This window comes from Sanguibacter sp. Z41_6 (assembly GCF_059621145.1).
In genome coordinates this window covers 470,047-485,595 of record NZ_JCAQIF010000003.1, presented here as the reverse complement: position 1 = coordinate 485,595, position 15,549 = coordinate 470,047, and the positions used below count along the sequence as shown (strand labels likewise).

The following is a 15,549-nucleotide window of genomic DNA, read 5'->3' as shown; positions in this document are numbered from 1 at the left end:
CAGCTCCGCGGCCGATGAGAGCGGGGACCCACCCCTGCGAGCCTGCGAGCGCACATGCTGCCACGACTCTCCTCGACCTCGATCCGGACCCGTCTCGTGGTCATGGTCGTCCTGTCCGCTCTCGGGATGGCTGTGGTCTGCCTCGCCGCGTCGGCCATCGTCCGCGAACGGATCATGGCCGAGCGCCAGGCCGCCACACGGGCCGTCGTCGAGACAGCAGCGGGCGTGCTCGAGCAGTACGGCGAGCTGGCTGCCTCCGGTGCGATGAGCCGGGACGACGCCCAGGCCGCAGCGGTCCAGGCGGTCGCCCAGCTCCGGTACTCCGGCGAGGAGTACTTCTGGATCAACGACATGTATCCGACGATGATCATGCACCCGATGAAGCCCGAGCTCGACGGCACCGACCTCACCGAGAACACCGACCCCGACGGCAAGCACCTCTTCGTCGAGATGGTCGATGTCGTGGAGGCCGACGGCTCAGGACTGGTCGAGTACCAGTGGCCCAAGCCGGGCCACGAGGACCCGCAGCCGAAGGTGTCCTACGTGACGGGCTACGAGCCGTGGGACTGGATCATCGGCTCCGGTGTCTATGTGGACGACGTCCGGTCCGCGGCGCTCGCCGACGCGGGGAAGCTGCTGCTCGCCGCAGCTGCGGTCCTCGCGTTCATCGCCGGGAGCTCCATCCTCATCGCGCGATCCATCGTCCGGCCGATCCGCCGGGCCGCCGACGTCCTGGCCTCCGGCGACCTCGCCTCCCGTCTCGACGAGGGGCGCCAGCGTACGGAGCTCGAGCACCTCGCGGTGTCGCTCAACGCGATGCTCGACCGCTCGTCGTCCGTCGCGGCCGAGGTCAGCAGGATCGCGGCGACGCTCGATGCCTCTGCCGCGCGCCTCATCGAGACCGGGGACGGGATCGCCACGGCGTCCGCCGACGCCACGTCGCAGACCGTCGCCGTCTCCGGCGCTGCCGTCGCGGTGAGCGAGGGGATCGACACCGTCGCGTCCGGCGCGCACCAGATGGGCGCGTCGATCAGCGAGATCGCCCAGAACGTCCACGCAGTCGCGAGGATCGCCGCCGAGGCGGTGCAGGCGGCGGAGGCGACCAACCAGACGGTGTGCACCCTCGGCTCGTCGTCCGCAGAGATCAGCAGCGTCGTGAAGGTCATCACGTCGATCGCTGAGCAGACGAACCTGCTCGCGCTCAACGCGACGATCGAGGCGGCCCGGGCCGGCGATGCGGGCAAGGGCTTCGCGGTCGTCGCGAGCGAGGTCAAGGACCTCGCTCAGGAGACCGCGCGGGCGACGGGCGGCATCTCCGAGCGGGTCGTGGCGATCCAGGCCGCCGTCGAGCGGGCAGCGGGAGAGATCACGCAGATCTCCCAGATCATCGCGCGCATCAACGACTACCAGGTGACCATCGCCGGCGCGGTCGAGGAGCAGACGGCGACGACCACCGCGATGGCGACGACGATGGTGGCGGTCGCCGACAGCGGGCGGGACATCGCGGTGACCCTGCAGGGCATCGAGTCGGCGTCGCGTTCGACGTCGCTCGAGATCGACACGGTCCGCGGCGCTGCGGCGGAGCTCGGCGAGACGTCACGGCTGCTGCAGCTCGCGGTGAGCGCCTTCGCCCGCTGACGCGGTGTGCGGTGTCCGTGGGCACGCATAGGCTTGTCGGGCTATGACATCGCTCTTCGATCACCTCCCAGGCTTCGACGGTCCGGTCCCCGAAGCCGCCCGCGTCCGACTCCCGCGCGCCGAGCCCTCGGGCCAGGACGCGTCGGCGGCGGAGCCGTCCGACGGCGAGCCCGGGGGGCCGGGCGGCCGCGCGGCGGTCGCCGGGCTGGGCACCGGACCGGGGACCGGCCCGGAGGGGACGGCGTGGTCGCGCGCCTCCGCCGAGCGCACCGCGGAGTGGGAGGGCCGTGCACGCGAGATGCAGGAGTCGGCCTCCCGCAGGTCTGACGCCCTCCTCGAGGGCCTCAACCCGCAGCAGCGCGAGGCCGTCGTGCACGGCGGCGGCCCGCTCCTCATCGTCGCCGGCGCGGGGTCGGGAAAGACGCGCGTGCTCACCCACCGCATCGCGCACCTCCTCGCGACGGGACGGGCACGGCCGAGCGAGATCCTCGCCATCACGTTCACGAACAAGGCGGCCGCGGAGATGCGCGAGCGCGTCGAGGCGCTCGTCGGGCCCGCCGCGGGCCGCATGTGGGTCTCGACGTTCCACTCCGCGTGCGTGCGCATCCTGCGCAAGGAGGCGTCTGCTCTCGGGCTGCGTCAGAGCTTCTCCATCTACGACGCCGCGGACTCCCAGCGCCTGCTGACGATGATCCTGCGGGAGCTCGACCTCGACCCCAAGAAGTACCCCGCCAAGCAGCTGAGCCACAAGATCTCGTCGCTCAAGGACGAGCTCGTGGGGCCGGAGCAGTACGCCCGCGAGTCGGGTGCGTCCGACGCTGCGGGCTCGACCGCGAACGAGTTCGACCAGGTGCTCTCCGACGTCTACACGCGTTACCAGGCGCGGCTGCGTCAGGCGCACGCCTTCGACTTCGACGACCTCATCATGACGACGGTCCGGCTGCTCCAGGAGCACCCGGCCGTGGCGGAGCACTACCGGCGGCGGTTCCGGCACGTCCTCGTCGACGAGTACCAGGACACCAACCATGCGCAGTACACCCTCGTGCGGGAGCTCGCCGGGGTCGGGTCGCGCGCAGAGGAGCCGGAGCCCGGGCAGCCCGCTCCGCTCGGTCCCGGGGAGCTCACCGTCGTCGGCGACGCCGACCAGTCGATCTACGCGTTCCGTGGCGCGACGATCCGGAACATCCTCGAGTTCGAGGCCGACTACCCGGACGCGCGCACCATCCTCCTCGAGCAGAACTACCGGTCCACGCAGAACATCCTCTCGGCAGCCAACGCCGTCATCTCCCGCAACCCTGACCGCAAGGCCAAGCGGCTGTGGACGGATGCCGGGGCCGGCGCGCCCATCGTCGGGTACGTCGCGGACAACGAGCACGAGGAGGCGCGGTTCATCGCCCAGGAGATCGACCGCCTCGGCGACGCCGAGAGCGTCCGGCCGGGCGACGTCGCGATCTTCTACCGCACCAACGCCCAGTCGCGCGCCCTCGAGGAGGTGCTCATCCGGGTCGGCCTGCCGTACAAGGTGGTCGGCGGTACCCGCTTCTACGAGCGGCGCGAGGTCAAGGACGCCATCGCCTACCTCCGCGCGGTCGCCAACCCGGACGACGACGTCAACCTGCGGCGCATCCTCAACGTCCCCAAGCGCGGCCTCGGGGACCGTGCTGAGTCGATGGTCGTCGCCCAGGCCGAGCGGCAGCGCTCGTCGTTCGGTGAGGCCCTCGACCACGTCGAGGACATCCCGGGTCTCACGTCCCGGTCGCTCAAGCCGCTGCTGGCGTTCCGCGAGCTCATGTACGGCCTGCGCGAGCTCGCCGAGACGGGCGCCGGGCCGGCCGAGGTGCTCGGTGAGGTGCTCGACCGCACCGGCTACCTCGCCGAGCTGCGGGCGAGCGACGACCCGCAGGACGGCACCCGGGTGGAGAACCTCGCCGAGCTGCACGCCGTGGCAGCGGAGTTCGAGGAGTCCGAGCCGGAGGGGACGCTCGCCGACTTCCTCGAGCGCGTGTCGCTCGTCGCCGATGCGGACCAGATCCCCAGCTCCGACGACGCGGGCCACGAGGGCACCCCGAAGGTCGACCCCGGTGTGGTGACGCTCATGACGCTGCACACCGCCAAGGGCCTGGAGTTCCCCGTCGTGTTCCTCACCGGCATGGAGGACGGCACGTTCCCGCACATGCGGTCCCTGCACGACGAGGTCGAGCTCGCGGAGGAGCGACGCCTCGCGTACGTGGGCATCACCCGCGCGCGCGAGCGTCTGTACATCTCGCGCTCCGCCGTGCGCTCGGCGTGGGGCATGGCGAACGAGTTCCCGCCGTCGCGGTTCCTCGACGAGATCCCGGAAGAGCTGTGGGACTGGCGGCGGCGCGAGTCGAGCATGGCCGCACTCCGCGGTCCCGGCGGTTTCACCGGTGGCTACGGCTCGGGTGGGTACGGGTCCGGAGCCCGGCGCCGCTCGTCGGACGACGACGACTTCGGCGCGCCCATCGGTGGCGGCGGCTACCGCGGGAACCGCGCGGCGTCACCCGGCATCCCGGCGTGGAAGAAGCAGGCCGAGCCGGCGAGCCCGAGCTTCGGCTCCGGAGGCGGCAAGGCAGAGGCGGACATCCCGTCCCTCGCCGTGGGGGACCGGGTCACGCACGACTCGTTCGGGCTCGGCACGGTCGTCATGGTCGAGGGCGTCGGGGCCAAGGCGGTCGCCAAGATCGACTTCGGCGCCGACGGCCAGAAGCGCCTGCTGCTGCGCTTCGCTCCCGTCACGAAGCTGTAGGGGCCGCCGTCAGGCGGGCAGCACCCGGAGCGTGGTCAGGCACGTGGCGGCATCGTCCGCCGTGGAGAAGTCGACCGAGCCCGCCCGGCCCTCGTGCTCGACCTCGATGGTGCCCTGGATGTCACGAGGCAGCCAGAACCCGACGAAGCCGTTGTCGAACGTCGTCACCGCCTCGTCGACGAGCACCTCGCCGCTCGTCCCGTCGACGATGCGGACCGTGATCTCCTGCCCACCGAGCTCTCCCTGGCACGTCGTCAGGCTGTGGTAGAAGCACTCGTGCGTCTCGTCCGCGTACGGGGCGACGGACAGGTAGAACAGGTCCTCGGGCAGGCTGAGCGACACCTCCTGCTCGCCGTCGGAGACGAGGACCTCGTCCGGACGGACGGACGCGACGAGGTCCTCGGGCCGGTCCCCGCCCGCCAACCGGTCGAGATGGTCGACGAGCGCGGTCGTCTCCATCCCGTCCAGCCCGTGCTCCGCGAGAAGGGTGCTGCTGGCCGCGGGGGTCGGCGCCCCGGGGGCGTCCTGGTCCGGGACCGCACATCCCGCCAGGAGCAGCGCGAGGACACCGAGGAGCGACAGGTAGCGGCTCATGGGCGTCTCCTCGTGGCGGCCGGGCGGGCCACCATGGTAGGCAGGCGCGCCGTCGCCGGGACCGGGTCCTACGTCCCCGCGACGCGTGGCGGCCAGCCGTCCGAGGGTCAGGCGATGCCCGCCACCGCGGGACGCAGCCGAGCACCGTCAGCGCCGGTGATCGAGCAGTGTGGCCCAGGACTCAGGGCCGGGGGTGACGCTGACAGGCCGTCCCGGTCTACTCTTGAGGAAAATGTCTCGACGTCGAGACATTTGCTTACCGGTCGACGGAAGGACGCAGCAGGGTGGACCTGTTCGAATACCAGGCGCGCGACATCTTCGAGAAGCACGGCGTTCCCGTGCTGGGGGGAGTGGTCGCCACCACCCCTGAAGAGGCTCGCTCAGGCGCGGAAGAGCTCGGCGGAGGAACTGTCGTCGTCAAGGCGCAGGTCAAGACCGGAGGCCGCGGGAAGGCGGGCGGCGTCAAGCTCGCCCACTCGCCCGACGAGGCCGCCGAGAAGGCCGGTGAGATCCTCGGCATGGACATCAAGGGCCACACGGTCCACCGCGTCATGATCGCTGCGGGTGCGAAGATCGCCGAGGAGTTCTACTTCTCCGTGCTCCTCGACCGGTCCAACCGCTCCTACCTCGCCATGGCGAGCGTCGAGGGTGGCATGGAGATCGAGCAGCTCGCGGTCGAGCGCCCCGAGGCGCTCGCGAAGGTCGCCGTCGACCCGCTCGTCGGGATCGATCAGGCCAAGGCCGACGAGATCGTGGCCGCAGCGGGCTTCGCCGACGACATCAGGGCTGAGGTCGCCGCCGCGTTCATCACGCTGTGGAACGTGTACAAGGAGGAGGACGCGACGCTCGTCGAGGTCAACCCCCTCGTGCGCACCGAGGACGGCTCCATCGTCGCGCTCGACGGCAAGGTCTCCCTCGACGAGAACGCCGGGTTCCGCCACGCGGACCACGCCGCTCTCGAGGACAAGGAAGCCGCTGACCCGCTCGAGGCGAAGGCGAAGGAGAACGACCTCAACTACGTCAAGCTCGACGGCGAGGTCGGCATCATCGGCAACGGTGCGGGACTTGTCATGAGCACGCTCGACGTCGTCGCGTACGCCGGTGAGGCGCACGGCGGGGTCAAGCCCGCCAACTTCCTCGACATCGGCGGCGGTGCCTCGGCCGAGGTCATGGCCGCAGGCCTCGACGTCATCCTCGGGGACGAGCAGGTGAAGTCGGTCTTCGTCAACGTCTTCGGTGGCATCACCGCGTGCGACGCGGTCGCGAACGGCATCGTCAGCGCACTCGAGATGCTCGGCGACGCAGCGACCAAGCCGCTCGTCGTGCGCCTCGACGGCAACAACGTCGAGGAGGGTCGTCGCATCCTCAGCGAGGCCGCCCACCCGCTCGTGACCCTCGCCGAGACGATGGACGGCGGCGCCGACAAGGCTGCCGAGCTCGCCCACGCCGCAGCGAACGCCTGATCCGGACCCGAACGAGAGTAGAAGCAGACAACTATGGCAATCTTCATCACTGAGGACTCCAAGGTCATCGTTCAGGGCATGACCGGGTCCGAGGGTCAGAAGCACACGACCCGCATGCTCGCCTCCGGCACGAACATCGTCGGTGGGGTCAACCCCCGCAAGGCGGGCACGTCCGTGTCGTTCCCGAGCGGCGAGTCCACCGTCGACGTCCCCGTCTTCGGGTCCGTCGCCGACGCGATGGCCGCGACCGGCGCCGACGTCTCCGTGATCTTCGTGCCCCCGGCCTTCACCAAGGCCGCGGTCGTCGAGGCGATCGAGGCCGGTATCCCGCTCGTCGTCATCATCACCGAGGGTGTCCCGGTCAAGGACAGCGCAGAGTTCTTCACGCTCGCGCAGCGCAAGGGTGTCCGGCTCATCGGCCCCAACTGCCCCGGCCTCATCAGCCCCGGGCTGTCGAACGTCGGCATCATCCCGTCGAACATCACGGGCCCGGGCAAGGTGGGCCTCGTGTCCAAGTCCGGCACGCTGACGTACCAGATGATGTACGAGCTGCGGGACTTCGGGTTCTCCACCGCGATCGGCATCGGCGGTGACCCCATCATCGGGACGACGCACATCGACGCCCTCGAGGCGTTCGAGGCAGACCCCGACACCGCGGCGATCGTCATGATCGGCGAGATCGGCGGCGACGCCGAGGAGCGCGCAGCGGCGTACATCAAGGAGCACGTGACGAAGCCGGTCGTCGGCTACGTCGCCGGCTTCACGGCTCCTGAGGGCAAGACGATGGGCCACGCCGGCGCCATCGTGTCCGGCTCCTCGGGCACCGCGCAGGCCAAGAAGGAGGCCCTCGAGGCCGCCGGGGTCAAGGTCGGCAAGACGCCGTCCGAGACCGCTGCGCTCATGCGGGAGATCCTCTCCGCCTGACCCGCCTCCCAGCCGGTGCTCGCCACCGGCTCCCTGATGCCCGTCCCGCTCGGTGGGGGCGGGCATCAGGCGTTCCACGGGGGCACGGCACGCGCATGCCGTCGCTCCGCTGGCGGGGCACGCCGGACGACCTCCCGGCGGTGGGCACCTCGCAGGGGGACGATGGGGACGTGACATCCGGATCCCTGCGCAGCACGTCGAGGCTCGGTGCCCTGCGGACGATCCTCGAGCAGCGCGTCCCCGGCACCCCTGAGCCCACGCACGACGGCACGGCTCCGTGGCTCACCGCCGTGCTTGGTGCGCTCCAGGCGCTCGTCCTCTCGCTCGCCCTCGTCATCGTCCCCGCGACCGCCATGGGCGTCGCGGCCACCGCGCAGGTCGACGGTGCCGTTGCTCCCTGGGCAGCGGCCCTGGGCGTGTCGACCAACCTCTGGCTCCTCGCGCACGGCGTGCCGTTCGTCACGCCCGCCGCCACGGTGACGCTCGTCCCGCTCGGCATCAGCGTCGCATCAGTGCTGAGCGTCGTCGCCTCCGCGCGCAGGTCCGTCCGTCCGGCGTGGTCCGCCGTCGTGGTCGGCAGCGCTGTCTACGCGGCTGCGACCGGTTTCATCGCCATCCTGGCGGGTGCCGTCGCGCCGGACCAGCTGGTGGCCGCCGCCCTCGGAGGGCTCGTCGTCGCGGTCCTGGGGTTCATGGTGGGTCTGCTCTCCCGCCCGGACGCGGGTGACCTGCGCCGCAGCGTCCTCGCCCTCGGCCGCCGGATGCCCCGACCGCTCTCCGTGGCCCTGCGCGGGGCCACCGCAGCCACGAGCCTCGTCGTCGCGGCCGCCTCCGTCCTCGTGCTCGTGTGGCTCGTCGCGGGACGCTCGACGGCCAGGGAGATCATCGATGCGCTCGAGCTCGATCTCGTGAGCGGGATCTCGCTCGCGGTCTCTCAGCTCGCGTTGCTCCCCGACCTCGTCGTGTGGGCCATGGCGTGGCTCACCGGGCCCGGCTTCGCGGTGGGTTCCGACACGCACTTCGGTCCCGACGGCGTGACCTCGGCACCGCTCCCGGGCCTGCCGCTCCTGGGGGCCCTCCCGTTCTCCGGCGGCGGGATCCTCCGGTGGGTCCCGGTCGTCGTCGTGCTCGCAGGCGCCGTCGGGGGGTGGTGCACGCACCGCAGGCTCACCTCCGTCGCGCTCTGGCAGGTCCCCGTGGTGGGGGCGCTCGTCGGGGTCGGAGCGGGCACCGGTGTGGGCGTTCTCGCGGCGCTCGGGACGGGCTCTGCCGGGCCCGGGCGGCTCGAGTTCGTCGGCGCCTCGGCACCGTTCGTCGGGCTCTGTGCCGCCGGGCTCGTCGCGCTCGGCGCCCTGCTCGCGCTGCTCGTCCTGCGCCCGGAGGTGCGTCGTGCGGTGGTGACGGCGTGGCACCGTGTGCGCCGCGTGGGAGACCACGACGACACGTCAGCCGTCCGCGACGGAGCTGTGCGTGCGGACGGCGCCGTGCTTCAGGACGACAGCTCGTCCTGACGCTCCTCGAGCCTCTCTTCATACTCCACCTGGCACGCCAGACGAGCGCCGTGGGTGATCGCACGGGCCTCGCACGTCTGGCGATCCATCTCGATGTCCCACATGGACGCGACGACGAGCGTCGAGAGTCCCACCAGCGTCGTCATGGCCATCCCTGCGGACAGCGCGACGACGAGAGTCCCGCGCACGCGGGCCCGCCGGACCCTGCGCAGGGCCTGGACACCCACAACGAGCGCGACGACGGCAGCCGCGACGCTCACCAGCCGCGCGGGTAGCGGCAGCGTGCTCGTGAGCAGCGTGACGAGCATGACCACGCCGAACCGCAGGACGTGCCGAGCGCTCTCGGCGACGAGGGCTGGGTCCACGGGTTCGTCGGGAGGCGGCGGTGGCGTCTGTGGAGCGGACCCCGGTGCTCGCTTCGCGCCGGAGGGCGGGCCGTCGGCAGCGGACCCGTCGTCGGCCGGGCGGGGCGCCCGGGCATCGGGATCCGTCGGACGGTCGTCGTCCGTCGGGCGGTCCGTGACGGGGGAGCGTGCGCCCGTGGGCGGCGGCGCGTACGGGTTACCCATGGGTTCATTCTCCCGTATCTCGCAGGGTGCACGCGCTAGGGTTCCCCCGTGACCGGCCCCACCGCAGCAGCATCTCCCCGACCGCGCCGCCACCGGACCACGACACCGTCCGGCCACGAGGTGCCCGTGACGGGAGGCGACGGCGGGGTCGCACGCCTGGTCGTCCTCGCCTCGGGCGGGGGCAGCAACCTCGCGGCGCTGCTCGCCGCGCACACGGACGCGGCCTACGGGGCGCGCGTCGTCGCTGTCATCACCGACACCCCCGCTGCCGGTGCCCTCGAGATCGCCGCCGACGCCGGCATCCCCAGCGCGACCGTCTCGCCGCGTGACTTCGACAGCCGCGGGCACTGGGACGCGGCGCTCGCGGAGACGGTCGACGTGTTCCGGGCGGACCTCGTCGTGAGCGCAGGGTTCATGCGCATCCTCGGTCCTGCCTTCCTCGACCGCTTCGGCGGCCGCACGGTGAACACGCACCCGGCGCTCCTGCCCGCGTTCCCCGGAGCGCACGGCGTGCGGGACGCGCTCGCGTACGGCGTGCGGGTCACCGGCTGCACCCTCCACGTGGTCGACGCCGGCGTCGACACCGGACCGATCATCGCCCAGGTCGCCGTCGACGTGCTGCCCGGCGACGACGAGGCCGGCCTGCACGAGCGGATCAAGACGCAGGAGCGCGCGATGCTCGTCGAGTGGGTCGGGCGGATCGCTCGTGAGGGCCTGCGGGTGGAGGGGCGTTCGGCCGTCGTCGGGTAGCTCAACCGACGCGCGGGCGTGCGGCCCCGTGCTCTCGTGCCCGTGGGTGCGAGGGGGAGGCCCAGCCACGCCGGGCGCGCAACCGGTAGGATCGACCCCGGTCGCAACTGGCGAGGGTGGGGTTCACCACCGGGGAGCGGCTGATCGTCCCTGTGCCGCGCCGCCCGCCTGGGCGCCTGGGTTCCACCTCCCGACGTGCCGATCTGCGCGTCGTCCGGAACATCCACGACAGGAGACGCCCATGTCCGCCGGTTCCCACCCCACGTCCGTTCCCGCACCCCTGGCCGACGACTCGCAGCACCCCGTGCGCCGCGCCCTCGTGAGCGTCTACGACAAGGCCGGGCTCGTGGAGCTCGCGCTCGCCCTGCACGCCGCCGACGTCGAGATCGTCTCCACCGGCTCGACCGCCGCGACCATCGCTGCCGCCGGCGTCCCCGTCATCGGTGTCGAGACCCTCACCGGCTTCCCCGAGTGCCTCGAGGGACGGGTGAAGACGCTGCACCCCCGCGTCCATGCCGGGATCCTCGCGGACACCCGCAAGCCCGACCACCTCGCGCAGCTCGCCGAGCTGGGCATCGCGGCGTTCGACCTCGTCGTCGTCAACCTCTACCCGTTCACGGCGACGGTCGAGTCGGGTGCGACGCCTGACGAGTGCGTCGAGCAGATCGACATCGGTGGCCCCTCGATGGTGCGTGCCGCGGCCAAGAACCACCCGAGCGTGGCCGTCGTCGTCGACCCGGACGCCTACTCCGCGGTCATCGACGCCGTGCAGGCCGGCGGATTCACCTACGCCCAGCGGAAGGCGCTCGCGGCGGAGGCGTTCGTGCACACCGCCACGTACGACGTCGCCGTGGCGTCCTGGATGAGCCGTGTCGTCGCCCCGACGGACGAGGTCGTCACCACCGAGGGTGTCGTGAGCACGGGCTTCCCGGCCTGGGTCGGCGCCACCTGGGAGCGCAGCGACGTGCTGCGGTACGGCGAGAACCCGCACCAGCCCGCAGCGCTCTACACCGACGCCCACGGCACCGCCGGGCTCGCTCAGGCGACCCAGCTGCACGGCAAGGCGATGAGCTACAACAACTACGTCGACGCTGACGCGGCGTGGCGCGCCGCCCACGACCACAGCGGCCCGGCGGTGGCGATCATCAAGCACGCCAACCCGTGCGGGATCGCGACCGGCGCCGACATCGCGGACGCCCACGCCCGGGCCCACGCGTGCGACCCGCTCTCGGCCTTCGGTGGCGTCATCGCGGCCAACGGCATCATCACCCGCGCCGCAGCCGAGCAGATCGCGCCGATCTTCACCGAGGTCGTCGTGGCGCCCGGCTTCGAGGAGGAGGCGCTCGAGATCCTCACCGCGAAGAAGAACATCCGGCTCCTGCAGGTCGACGCCCCCCCGACGGCGAGCATCGAGCTGCGCCCGATCAGCGGCGGGATGCTCATGCAGGCCGTCGACCGGATCGACGCCTCCGGCGACGGCGCGAGCGACGACCCCGCAGGGTGGGTGCTCGCGGCCGGCGAGCCCGCAGACGCACAGACCCTCGCCGACCTGGCGTTCGCGTGGCGCGCGGTGCGCGCGGTGAAGTCGAACGCCATCCTCCTCGCCGCCGACGGGGCATCCGTCGGTGTCGGCATGGGACAGGTCAACCGCGTCGACTCCTGCAAGCTGGCCGTCGCACGCGCCAACTCCGGCGACGTCGAGCGTGCCCGCGGTGCGGTCGCAGCGTCGGACGCGTTCTTCCCCTTCGCGGACGGGCTGCAGGTGCTGCTCGACGCGGGGGTCCGCGCCGTCGTCCAGCCGGGTGGGTCCGTGCGCGACGACGAGGTGGTCGCAGCCGCCCAGGCGGCCGGCGCGACGCTCTACCTCACCGGTACCAGGCACTTCGCCCACTGACGGACCGGCGGCGCCCGCTCGGCGGGCGCCGCCGCGGCTGCGTGGATAGCGTTGCCCAGTGATGACCGCTCTCGAGGCTGCTGTCCACCAGGTCCTGGGCGCGGACGCGCAGCTGCGCGACGCCCAGCAGGAGGCGCTCGAGGCGCTCACGACGAGTGACACGCTCCTCGTCGCGCGGTCCGGCGCCGGGAAGACCGCCGTGTACGCGATCGCGACGCTGCTCACCGGCCGGATGGCGATCGTCGTGTCCCCGACGCTGTCGCTCCAGCGCGACCACACGGACTCGCTGTCCGACGTCGGCCTGCGCGTCCGGGCGGTGAACAGCGGGCTGGGCGTCGTCGAGCAGCGCGACGCCCTCGCCGCGGCCGCGTCGGGGGACCTCGACATCCTCCTGCTCGCTCCCGAGCAGCTCGTCCGGACCGAGGTCGTCGACGCGTTGGCGTCCGCCGACGTCGGCCTCGTCGTCGTCGACGAGGCGCACTGCGTGAGCGAGTGGGGGCACGACTTCCGGCCCGACTACCTCCACGTCGCCGCGGCTGCCGCCCGCTTCGGAGACGGGGTGCGGCCGCGGATCCTCGCGCTCACCGCGACCGCCTCCGCGTCGGTCCGCGCGGACATCGTCGAGCGCCTGCGGCTCGTCGACCCTGCGGTCGTCGTGCACGACGTCGACCGGCCGAACATCCGGCTCACAGCACGCGACGCGACCGAGGAAGGTGCGCGGGACGCCGCCGTCGTCGAGCTCGTCCTCGCCAGCGAGGGCGCAGGGATCGTCTACGCGCCGACCCGCGCGCACGTCGAGGCGCTCGCAGAGCTCCTCACGGGCGCAGGCCGTCCGGCGCTCAGGTACCACGCGGGGCTGCCGCAGGGGGAGCGCGACGAGGCCCAGGACACGTTCATGACGGGTCGCGGCGACCTCGTCGTCGCGACGAGCGCGTTCGGGATGGGCGTCGACCGGTCGGACGTGCGGTTCGTCGTGCACGCGGCACCGTCCCCGTCGCTCGACGCGTACTACCAGGAGGTGGGCCGTGCCGGCCGGGACGAGCAGCCAGCGGTCGCCACCCTCTTCCACCGTGCCGAGGACTTCTCGCTGGGCAGGTACCTCCGGTCGGGCGGCGCGCCGGCGGACTCGACGTTCCGCACGGTGGCCAAGCGGCTGCGCAAGCAGCCCGCAACGCGCACGGACCTTGTCGGGAGCACGTCGCTGACGACCCGCACGGTCTCCCGCGTGCTCGGGTCGTTCCTCCAGGTCGGGGCCGTCGCCGAGGCGCCGGACGGGACGTGGACCTGGATCGCCGACGGGACGATCGCCGCGACGATGAGGACGATCACCGACCGGCGCGAGACGCAGCAGCGTGTCGACCTCTCCCGCGTCGAGATGATGCGGACGTACGCGGACACGCTCGACTGCCGGCGCCGCGTGCTGCTCGAGCTCCTCGGTGAGGGGCAGCCGGAGCCGTGCGGGACGTGCGACAACTGCGAGCGGGGCACGAGCCGCACGGCAGAGACCGGCCCCTTCGCGCTGGGGGAGCGCGTCGAGCACGCGCAGTGGGGCCAGGGCGACGTCACCCTCGTCGAGGACGACCGCATCACCGTGATGTTCGACGAGCAGGGCTACAAGACGCTCGCGACCGACCTCGTCACCAGCTCCGACCTCCTCGCACCGGTGGACGGGGAGTGAGCGTCGTGCGGGGTCACCCGACGATGCCGACGCTACGCAGGGGGACGGACGGGTCGGCCGCGCGCGCGAGGTCGAGGACAGCCGGACCGCTCGCGAGGAGCCGACGCGCGGCCGACACGTCGCGCGGGGAGTCGACGACGAGGATCCCGGTCACGGCGCCGTCCGGTCGGGCGTAGAACGCCGCCCAGCCAGCGTCCGAGCGTCCCGGGTCGCCACGGAACGTCACCGTGTCCCGGGCGGGGTCGGGAAGCCCGACGAGAGCCAGGTCGTGGCCGAGCTGGCTCGAGAAGACGTAGGGCGTGTGCGGTCGCGGGACGGGCCCCGATGCAGCGCCCACGACCGCCCGGGCGACGAGATCAGGGTCCTGGAGCGCGCCGGACCAGCGCCCCCCGGGCACGCTGGACCAGTGCCCGTCCGCCCGGGTGGCGCAGTCGCCGACGGCGAAGACGGCAGGTGTGCCGGGCTGCACGGAGGCCATGACACGGCCGGTCTCGTCGGTGAGGAGCGCACCGCGGCTGTCGAGTGCGAGACCGCTGCTCGCGAGCCACGCGGTCGCCGGGCGGGCACCCACGGCCGCGAGGACGACGTCGGCACGCACGTGGCCCGGGCCGCCCGGCTCGTCCGCGTCGACCTGCTCCGCGGCACGTCCGGGTCCGGGGCTGCCGGTCGGCCGAAGGTGGATGCCTGTGGGGTCGATGCCGTCCACGGTCGTCGACGTGAGGAGGCGGATGCCGGCGGCGGTGTACCAGGGCACCAGATGGGCTCCGACCTCCGTCCCGAGCGGCCGGGCCAGCGGAGTCGTCGCGGCCTCGACGACGGTGACCTCGCAGCCCGCCGTCGCCGCGGCGCCCGCGACCTCGGCGCCGATCCACCCGGCGCCCACGCACACGAGCCGGGCGCCGGGGGTCGCGCGTGCGCGCAGCACCTCCGCGTCCGGTGCGCTGTGCAGGGTCACGGCGTGCTCCCACCCCGCGGGGCGGACCGGGTCCGCGCCGCAGGCCAGGACGACGGCGTCTGCGTGGATCAGCCGGCCGGAGCGGGTGGTGACCTCCGCCGTGTGCCCCCGCAGGTCGAGCGCGACGGCGGGGTCGCCGAGCAGGAGCTCGTCCGTGAGGGCGTCCAGGTCGATGCCGAGCTCGTCCAGGAGCCACGCCGGCTCGGGGCGGCTGTACAGCTGTTTGGACAACGGGGGGCGGTCGTACGGCTGGACGTCCTCCGCGCCGAGGACGGTGAGGGTCCCGGTGAACCCGCGAGCCCGCAGCGCAGCGGCCGTCCCCGCGCCCGCCAGACCCGCGCCGACGACGACGACGGACATGGGGGTGCCGGGAAGGTGCGTGGGAGTCATGCGCGCAACGGTAGTCTCGGTGACGTGAGAAGGCCGCCGAAGGAGACAGGCAGCGTGATGGTGGATGAGGCGCCCGGGCCGTCCGACGGTGCCGGGACCCCGAACCCGCACGCGGACCGACCTGCGCGCGGGATGGCCGTGTGGCTCGTGTGCGCCGGGCTCGCCGGTGTCGTCGCGGCGACGGTGCTCTTCGGCGCGACCCAGGGGGCCGTCGCGCTCGTCGTCCTGCTCACCGCGGCGGGGTTGGCGCGCGCGATCATCCCCGGCCCCGGTCCGATCGGCATCACGATCCGTTCGCGTCCGGTGGACGTGACGATGTTCCTGGGTCTGGCGCTGGCGATCGCTGTTCTCGCCCGGACCGCTCCCAACCTGTAGTCGCCGGCACGCCGCCACCACGGCGCGACGGCCCGGTACGG

12 protein-coding genes and 1 riboswitch are annotated in these 15,549 nt (G+C 72.6%); of the genes, 9 read left to right on the top strand and 3 right to left on the bottom strand.

What is annotated here, in order from left to right; translation table 11 throughout:
• Window positions 1-54: 54 nt before the first annotated feature.
• Together AC54T1_RS09840 and pcrA are read left to right on the top strand one after the other, a co-directional pair.
• Complete coding sequence (locus AC54T1_RS09840; protein ID WP_496911828.1) at window positions 55-1,638, top strand: methyl-accepting chemotaxis protein; 1,584 nt, start codon at window positions 55-57, stop codon at window positions 1,636-1,638.
• A gap of 43 nt (window positions 1,639-1,681) precedes the next feature.
• Window positions 1,682-4,405, top strand: a complete 2,724-nt coding sequence (gene pcrA, locus AC54T1_RS09835) for a DNA helicase PcrA (protein ID WP_496911827.1) — start codon at window positions 1,682-1,684, stop codon at window positions 4,403-4,405.
• Window positions 4,406-4,414: 9 nt separating this feature from the next.
• Here the strand turns inward: pcrA and AC54T1_RS09830 are convergent, their stop codons facing one another.
• Complete coding sequence (locus AC54T1_RS09830; protein ID WP_496911826.1) at window positions 4,415-4,999, bottom strand: CueP family metal-binding protein; 585 nt, start codon at window positions 4,997-4,999, stop codon at window positions 4,415-4,417.
• 284 nt (window positions 5,000-5,283) lie between these two features.
• Here AC54T1_RS09830 and sucC point away from each other — a divergent pair, with 284 nt between their 5' ends.
• The 3 genes from sucC to AC54T1_RS09815 all read left to right on the top strand — a co-directional run bounded on the left by sucC (window position 5,284) and on the right by AC54T1_RS09815 (window position 8,897).
• A complete protein-coding gene (gene sucC, locus AC54T1_RS09825; RefSeq protein WP_484344971.1) occupies window positions 5,284-6,462 on the top strand; it encodes an ADP-forming succinate--CoA ligase subunit beta in 1,179 nt (392 codons plus the stop codon).
• Window positions 6,463-6,495: 33 nt separating this feature from the next.
• A complete protein-coding gene (gene sucD / locus AC54T1_RS09820) occupies window positions 6,496-7,386 on the top strand; it encodes a succinate--CoA ligase subunit alpha (protein ID WP_484344972.1) in 891 nt (296 codons plus the stop codon).
• 170 nt (window positions 7,387-7,556) lie between these two features.
• Entirely contained in the window at window positions 7,557-8,897 is a 1,341-nt protein-coding gene (locus AC54T1_RS09815) for a cell division protein PerM (RefSeq protein WP_496911825.1), read from the top strand.
• Here AC54T1_RS09815 and AC54T1_RS09810 read toward each other — a convergent pair.
• Window positions 8,876-9,466, bottom strand: coding sequence for a hypothetical protein (locus AC54T1_RS09810; RefSeq protein WP_496911824.1), 591 nt, complete (start codon window positions 9,464-9,466; stop codon window positions 8,876-8,878). The genes AC54T1_RS09815 and AC54T1_RS09810 overlap by 22 nt on opposite strands.
• Window positions 9,467-9,514: 48 nt before the next feature.
• On the opposite strand from AC54T1_RS09810, the gene purN reads away from it, so the two are divergent.
• From purN to AC54T1_RS09795, 3 genes are all read left to right on the top strand, one after another.
• Complete coding sequence (purN, locus tag AC54T1_RS09805) at window positions 9,515-10,216, top strand: phosphoribosylglycinamide formyltransferase (RefSeq protein WP_496911823.1); 702 nt, start codon at window positions 9,515-9,517, stop codon at window positions 10,214-10,216.
• A gap of 93 nt (window positions 10,217-10,309) precedes the next feature.
• Window positions 10,310-10,397: riboswitch (ZMP/ZTP riboswitch) on the top strand.
• A gap of 60 nt (window positions 10,398-10,457) precedes the next feature.
• A complete protein-coding gene (gene purH / locus AC54T1_RS09800; RefSeq protein ID WP_496911822.1) occupies window positions 10,458-12,110 on the top strand; it encodes a bifunctional phosphoribosylaminoimidazolecarboxamide formyltransferase/IMP cyclohydrolase in 1,653 nt (550 codons plus the stop codon).
• A 61-nt stretch (window positions 12,111-12,171) separates the two neighbouring features.
• The gene (locus AC54T1_RS09795; protein WP_496911821.1) at window positions 12,172-13,788 is read left to right on the top strand and encodes a RecQ family ATP-dependent DNA helicase; all 1,617 of its coding nucleotides are present in this window, start codon (window positions 12,172-12,174) and stop codon (window positions 13,786-13,788) included.
• 13 nt (window positions 13,789-13,801) lie between these two features.
• Here AC54T1_RS09795 and AC54T1_RS09790 read toward each other — a convergent pair whose 3' ends face one another.
• Window positions 13,802-15,133: an NAD(P)/FAD-dependent oxidoreductase gene (locus AC54T1_RS09790; protein ID WP_496911820.1), complete on the bottom strand. Its 1,332-nt coding sequence runs from the start codon at window positions 15,131-15,133 to the stop codon at window positions 13,802-13,804.
• 54 nt (window positions 15,134-15,187) lie between these two features.
• On the opposite strand from AC54T1_RS09790, the gene AC54T1_RS09785 reads away from it, so the two are divergent.
• The gene (locus AC54T1_RS09785) at window positions 15,188-15,508 is read left to right on the top strand and encodes a hypothetical protein (RefSeq protein ID WP_496911819.1); all 321 of its coding nucleotides are present in this window, start codon (window positions 15,188-15,190) and stop codon (window positions 15,506-15,508) included.
• Window positions 15,509-15,549: the final 41 nt, after the last annotated feature.